5 protein-coding genes are annotated in these 7073 nt (G+C 72.3%); 2 read left to right on the top strand and 3 right to left on the bottom strand.

The genetic code is table 11. The features are described from left to right. Positions 1-355: STAS domain-containing protein (locus tag VGH85_17575; GenBank protein ID HEY2175621.1), on the top strand; the 355-nt coding region annotated here is incomplete at its 5' end. Between the two features lie 7 nt (positions 356-362). Here the strand turns inward: VGH85_17575 and VGH85_17570 are convergent. Continuing rightward, the gene (locus VGH85_17570) at positions 363-1376 is read right to left on the bottom strand and encodes a sigma-70 family RNA polymerase sigma factor (GenBank protein ID HEY2175620.1); all 1014 of its coding nucleotides are present in this window, start codon (positions 1374-1376) and stop codon (positions 363-365) included. A gap of 219 nt (positions 1377-1595) precedes the next feature. Between VGH85_17570 and VGH85_17565 the strand changes: the two genes are divergently transcribed. Then, complete coding sequence (locus tag VGH85_17565) at positions 1596-3218, top strand: tannase/feruloyl esterase family alpha/beta hydrolase (GenBank protein ID HEY2175619.1); 1623 nt, start codon at positions 1596-1598, stop codon at positions 3216-3218. On the opposite strand, the gene VGH85_17560 is transcribed toward VGH85_17565, so the two are convergent. Then, entirely contained in the window at positions 3194-4078 is an 885-nt protein-coding gene (locus VGH85_17560; GenBank protein ID HEY2175618.1) for a LysR substrate-binding domain-containing protein, read from the bottom strand. The two genes, VGH85_17565 and VGH85_17560, sit on opposite strands and share 25 nt — an antisense overlap. Before the next feature lie 2 nt (positions 4079-4080). Then, positions 4081-7041 carry an AAA family ATPase gene (locus VGH85_17555; protein ID HEY2175617.1) on the bottom strand — a complete coding sequence of 987 codons (2961 nt, stop codon included), beginning with the start codon at positions 7039-7041 and terminating at the stop codon, positions 4081-4083. Positions 7042-7073: the final 32 nt, after the last annotated feature.

Raw genomic sequence — 7073 nt, 5'->3', positions numbered from 1 at the left:
GCCAGGGTGGGAGGTCGGGATGTGCGCGGTCGACTGGCGATCGGCGCGACCGGTCGGGCTCGACGGCACGATCGTCGTCGTGCTCGGTGCACCGGTCAGCCCCGGCGACGCCTGCGCACTGTGCCGGCGACTCGAATTGCTCCTGGCCGCCGACGGGGTGCATGGCGTCGTCTGCGACGTGGGGGCGCTGGCATGTCCCGATCTCGCCGCCGTCGACGCGGTGGCCCGGCTGCACCTCGTCGCCCGGCGCCGCGGGCACCGGCTGCGCCTCGTCCACGCCGCGCGCACGCTTGAGGAGTTGCTCGTCCTGGTGGGACTCGGCGACGTCGTCGCCGTCGAGGAGACCGCCCGGTGACGCGAGCTCAGTCGTCGGGATGCTGCGGCAGGCCGAACAGCGGGAAGAGGCTCGTGTCGAGGAACACCGTGAGCCGGGCGACCTTCCCCCGCGAAATCTCCAGGACGTGCAGGCCCCACGGTTCGTGCCGCCCACCCGGACCGCTCGGGCGGTACTGCCCGAATGCCGGGCAACCGTTCGCGGTCGTGGGCAGCAGTCGCGACCCGCGGCACTCATATCCCGGCCCGATCATCCACGCGACGATGTCGTCGCGTCCCTCGAGCCACATCTCGTACGGCGGCATGTTCTGGGTCGCATCCTCGTGCAGCAACGTCACGAGCGACTCCATGTCGTAACGCTCGAAGGCGCCGACATAGCGGGCGAGGAGCTCCCGCTGGCCGTCGTCCATCGCGTCGACGGGCCGGGAGTCGGCGTCGCAGGACGCCATCGTCGCGCGGGCCCGCTGCAACGCGCTGTTGACTGAGGCCACGGTCGTCTCGAGCAGCTCGGCGACTTCTTCCGCGCGCCAGCGCAGCACCTCACGCAGGATGAGTACGGCGCGCTGCCGCGCCGGCAGGTGCTGCAGTGCGGCGACGAAGGCGAGCCGGACGGAGTCGCGGGCGACGGCGACATCGGCCGGGTCGCCGTTGGTGCTGATGCGCTCGTCCGGGACCGGTTCGACCCAGGCGCTGCCCGCTCGCGGCTCACCGAGCAGCGATGCCAGCGGCGGCGACGGCGTCGTCAGGTCGACCGGCAGCGCACGGCGCTTCCGGCCGCCGAGCGCGTCGAGGCAGACATTCGTGGCGATGCGGTAGAGCCAGGACTTGAGCGTGGATCGGCCGTCGAAGCGGTCGAGCCCCCGCCACGCCCGCACCATCGTCTCCTGCACGGCATCCTCGGCGTCGTGCACCGAGCCGAGCATCCGGTAGCAGTAGCCGGTGAGCTCGCGGCGGTGCTCGTCGAGCCGGATCTCGGGGGCGACCGGCGGCCCGGAGCCGCCGGCCTCGGGCTCGATCACGCGGGTCGGCGCGGTCTCCGTCATCGTCATCCCACCTCTGCCGTCGCGGACCCGTCGGACCACGCACCTCTCGGACGATAGCCGAGACCTCCGACAACCGGACAGGGCGCCGGAACCGACGAAAGTCGCATCTCCCCCACCCACCACCTCCCTTCGTCGGTCGCGAACCCGACTCCACGCCCTACCACCGGGTGCCCGGCCCGCCGTGGAATAGGCCTCGACCGCAATCCGGAGAGGAATCCCATGAGAGCACTGCTCATCACACTGATCGTCGCGACCGGTGCGCTCGTCGCAGCGACGGTGTCACCGGCCGGCGCGACGACGCCGGCACCGGCCTCGATCACGCCGAGCAGGACCTGCGCCTCGGTGGCCGGGCTCGACGTCAGCCGGGTGCCGGACGCGCCGAGCAGGATCTCCTCGGCCGCCGTCGTCACCGACAAGATCGGCACGAAGACCATCGCCTTCTGCGACGTCAAGGGCGTGACCGCGCCCCGCACGCGCTTCGAGATCAAGCTTCCGGTCAGCACCTGGGGTGGGCGCTACGTGCAGGAAGGGTGCCAGTCGTACTGCGGGTCGGTGCAACGCGCACTGACCGACCCACCACTGGCCGGCTACGTGTGCAAGGCGGCGGATGACGGCACCCTGGTCCTCGCCGGCGACGACGAAGGACATACGTCGGCCGACGCGACCGACGGGTCCTGGGCGAAGGACGACCCGGCGCTGCGGGTCGTATTCGGCCTGACCTCCGAGCACAGCCTCGCCCACCTGGCGAAGGCCGTGATCGCCGGGTACTACGGGCGCTCGCCGACGTACTCCTACTTCGACGGATGCTCGACGGGCGGCCGCGAGGCGCTGATGCTCGCGCAGCGCTACCCCACCGACTTCGACGGGATCGTGGCCGGAGCACCCGCGAGCAACCTCGCGCCGCTGGGCATCGCAGCCGCCTGGCTGGCCCGGATCAACACCGACTCAAACGGCCACCAGATCCTGACCGCCGAGAAGCTTCCCGCACTGCACGCCGCAGTCATGGCACGGTGCGCCAACTCCGCCGGACTCATCACCGATCCGCGCCGGTGCGGCTTCGATCCCGCATCGCTGCGATGCGCACCAGGAAACGACAGCGACGGGTGCCTCACTCCCCCGCAGGTCCGCGCCGTACGCGACGCCTACCGCGGGGCCACTGATAGGCGGGGACGGAGCCTGTTCAACGGCGGTGAACCCTACGGCTCGGAGTTGGCGTGGCAGGGGCAGTTCGTGCAACCGGCGGATGACGCCGCTGCGCCGGGCGACACGTTGTCCGCGCAACTCGCGCTCAACTATCTGAAGTACATGGGTTTCGTGCACAACCCGCCGGCCGGCTTCACCCTCGCCGACGTGCGTTTCACCGACTCGCTGTTCCACCGGCTCAACCTGCTCGGAAGCGCGATCTACAACGCCAACAACCCCGACCTGCGCGCCTTCGCGGCGCACGGCGGCAAGCTGATCCTCTACCACGGTTGGGCGGACCAGGCCATTTCGCCGTGGTCCACGCTCGACTACTACGGCGCGGTGGAACGCGCGTCCGGTGGGTTCGCCGCGAGTCAGAGATTTTCCCGGCTGTACATGGTTCCGGGCGGCAACCACTGCCTGTTCGGACCGGACCAGTCCATCAACCTGGCCGACTTCCTGACCCCGGCGATGTCGTGGGTGGAGCAGGGAACGGCGCCGCGCGGCGTCCCGGCCGAAGTGCTCACCCCGGCCGGAGCGATCACGATGGCGCAGACGTTGCACCCGATCGACGCGCTGGCGCCGGTGCGTCCGGCACCCGGAAGTCTCAACGGTCACTACGACTACATCGGCAGCTATCCGGACCGGACCGCCCGGTAGTCCGCCCGCTGTGCCCTTGCGTCGCTGAGCGGAGCAAGGGCACAGCGATCCGCGGTCGGGCTCGGGTCCGGCGCTACCCGCTGACCTCGGCCCGCGCGGCGACCGCGGTGAGTTCGTCGAGGACGACGCGGACGGCCGGTGTGCGGTCGCCGCCGCGGCGGCTGACGGTGAACAGCTGACGGGTGGCGCGCTTCGGCGCGGGCAGCGACGTGCGGGACGAAGCCCGCCTGGGCGCAGGCCCGCAGCGTCATCTCGGCACAGCTGGTGTGCGTTCGCGGAGCGAGGAACGCCTCGGCACTCAGGCATCCGAGGTCGACGACCGTCGAATCCGCTGCCGGATGGTCGCGATGTACGGCGACGAGCACCGGGTCGGTCAGCAGCTCACGTCGCTCGTACGCCGGGTCGAGCGGGCGCGGCAGCAGGTCGTACTCGTGCGCGACGGCGACATCGACCTCGCCGTGCACCACCGCGGGCAGGCTCTCCTCGGGCTCCATCTCCACCAGCTGCGGCTCGACGTACGGCGCCTCCGCCGTCAGCGTCGACCACACGCCCGGAAGGAGAGCGGCCGCGGCCGAGGGGAAGGCGGCGATGGAGACCCGGCCGACGATCTGCTCCCGAAGACCGGCGACCTCGGCGTCGTGCCGTCGGCCATCGGATTCCTGACCTGGGCCTACGCCGTCGCCCGCCTCGACATCAGCCAGGCCACGGCGAGCCTCTACCTCGTCCCGGCCGTGGCCGTCGCCGTCGCATTCGTCTGGCTGGGCGAGCGGCCGACCGCGCTCGAACTCGTCGGCGGGGCCGTCGCGCTGCTCGGCGTGGCCCTGGCCAACACGACGCGACAGCGCCGGAGCACCGACCACGCTCAGACGAGCAGGCCGCGGCGACGCGCGACGGCGACCGCTTCGGTGCGCCCGGCGGCGTCGAGCTTGGCCAGGATGTTGGAGACGTGGACGCTGACCGTCTTGGCGCTGATGAAGAGCTGCTGGGCGATCTCGCGGTTGCTGCGGCCCTCGGCCACGAGCGTCAGGACTTCGTTCTCCCGCGCGGTCAGCGGCTCGTCGCGTCGCGAGGCGGGGGTCCGCGACGTCGGCGCGCCGGGGCCGGCGAGAGTCCGCAGCTCGGCCAGCAAGGATTGAGCGCCGAGCCTCGTCGCGGCCTCCCGGGCGCGGGAGATCTCCTCGGTGGCCTCCGCCGCCTGTCCGGTCGCGCGCAACACTGCGGCGAGCCGGGCGCGCGATCGCGCGGTTTCGTAGACATGGCCGAACCGCTCGAACGCCGCGACGGCACGGCGCCACTCCTCGACCAGCTGCTCCTCCGGAACGGGGTCATGTCCCGACAGCCAACGCAGCCGCGCCTCCTCTGCGGTGGCGCGCGCGACCCACGCATCACCCTCCGGCCCACGACGACGACCCCGGCACTCCATGTCGGCCGCGACCGTCGTGGTCCGTTCGGCCAGCTCGATCCCTCGCTTCGCAAGATCGGCGCGCTCCTCGACACCGCCGCGGGACGCCGCCGTCGCAAGGTGACCGAGCACGAGGGCCCCGAGCCGGATGCGCCCGGAAAACATCGGCTGCTGCCACAGCCCGCCCACGCTCGCGACGATGTCGTCGTACATCGCCTCGGCGGCGGCGAGGTCGCCCCGCTGGCCGAGCAGCTCGATGGCTGCACCACCGCTGAAGATGGCGACCAGACCGTCCTTCGGCCACCAGCCCTGCAGCCGCGGCAATGCGTCAAGGCCATCGATATCGCCGCGGGCGGCGGCGATCTCCATGCCGATCGCGTCGAGGATCGCCTCGGCCTGTCCGGGAGGCGACTCGCCGCTGAAGTCGACACTCGCCGCGGCGAGTGGCCAGTCGCCGTTGACCAGGGCGACGACCGCGGTCATGGCCCGGGCGTCCATCCCGTACGGCGCCCACGGCCGGCCGACCTCGACGGCGCGCTGCCATCCCTCGCGATAGACATCGACGGCCTGCGGCACCCGGCCCAACTCGTAGTGCAGGCCACCGAGGTTGAACAACCCGCGGAGCTCGGCGGCCACCTCACCGGCCGCCCGCGCCGCGGCGACGGTCTCGACAAGTGCCCGCTGCGAGGCCTCCGGATCCCCGGCGCGCTCGTCGATCCGGGCCAGCGTGGTGGCCGCGTCGGCGCTCACGTCGGGCAGCCCCAGTCGGCGCGCGATGCTCAATGCTTCGCCGGCCCAGCGGGCGGCGTCCTCGTCGCGGGCGCGGTCGAGATTGGCGCGGGCGTGCACGGACAGGATCTGCGCCTGGAACGCGGTCGGCGGCTCGGCGGGCACCAGCGCGACCGCCTCGGTCGTGAGCGCCAGCAGATCGTGCCTGGTGTCGGCGAGCAGGGCCGAGCTGGCGAGCGCGTAGAGCAGCCGGGCCCGGTCCAACGGCGCAGCATCGGCGGGCAGGGCATGCAGCTGGTCCTCGGCGAGCGCGAGCGCGCGGAAGACGTGTCCGGCCGCGGCCGCGGCGGCACTCGCGCGGACCGCGAGCGCGACCGGGTCGATCCCGTCCGGGCTGTCCCCGACCGCCGCGGCGACATCGGGCTCGGCGAGGAGTTCGAGCGCGAGCTCGTAGTGACGGGTTGCTTCATCGGGACCGCCGACCATCATCGCCTCGTCGCCGGCCTGAACGCTGGCGCGGGTCGCCGTGACGAGATCGTGGGCCGCACGGGCATGCCGGGCGAGCTCGGCAGCGGTGCCGTCGGCCTCCCGGGCTATCAGCGCCTTGGCGTAGGCGGCATGCAGCCGCACCCGCTCGCCGGGGAGCAGGTCCTGGTAGACCGCCTCGGCCAGCAGCGCGTGCCGGAATGCGTAGCCGTCCGAGCCGACGGCGACCAGCACGTTGGCCTCGACCGCGGCCCGCAACGCCCGGTCGAGCGCGGCGGTGGACAGGTCCGAACCGCGGGCCAACAGGTCGTGCGGCACGCGGCGACCGACCACGGACGCGGCGCGCACGGCCAGCCGGCCATCGTCGTCGAGCTGATCGAGACGCACCAGCAGCAGGTCGGCCAGCTCGGTGGGGAGCCAGCCATCGCCCGCCTCGGCGGCCGCGACCAGCTCCTCGACGAAGAACGGGTTTCCGTCGGCGCGCTCGAGGATGCGCTGTACTTCGTGCTCCGGGAGCGGCTCCGGGTGCAGCGCCTGCACCAGTCGGCGCAGGTCGGCGCCGCCCAGCGGGTCGAGATGCAGCCGGGTGACGGCGGGCAGCCGACCCCATTCGGCGAGTGTCGCGCGGAGCGGGTGGCGGCGGTGCAGATCGTCGCTGCGGTAGGACGCGACGACGGCGACCGGGGCATCGAACTGCCGGGTGAACAGGAAGGTGAGCAGCTCCCGCGTGGACTGGTCGGCCCAGTGCACGTCTTCGACGATGAGCAGCAGTGGCGCGATCCGGCCCAGCTCGCTCAACCCGGCGTGCACCGCCGTGAACAACTCGGCGCGGTCGGTCGCGGGCTTATCGGCGGTGTCGGCCAGCAGCCGCCGGGACGGCAGCAACCGCCCGATCGCCGGGCTCGTCTCGACGAGGTTCTTCGCGGTCGCGGGCTCGTCATTGGCGAGCCGACCGAACGCCTCGCTGAACGGCAGATAGGGCAGCGCGCTATCGCCGAAGTCAAGGCAGTGCCCGACCAGCACCCGCCATCCGCCGTGCTGCACGCGGTCGCGCAACTCGGCGAGCAGCCGGCTCTTGCCCACCCCGGCGTCGCCGCCGAGCACCACCGCGCCGCCGGGCGCACGACCGAGCCCCACCAGGTCAGCGAGCCGGTCGATCTCCTCGGCTCGCCCGACCAGGGGGCTCAGCGTGCTCTCGGGCGGCATGCAGTCCATCATCGCGAACGGGTCCGACGTTG

This window comes from Mycobacteriales bacterium, assembly GCA_036497565.1.
Lineage (GTDB): Bacteria > Actinomycetota > Actinomycetes > Mycobacteriales > QHCD01 > DASXJE01.
The sequence above is the reverse complement of the archived record's forward strand: the minus strand, read 5'-3'. Positions and strand labels throughout refer to the sequence as shown.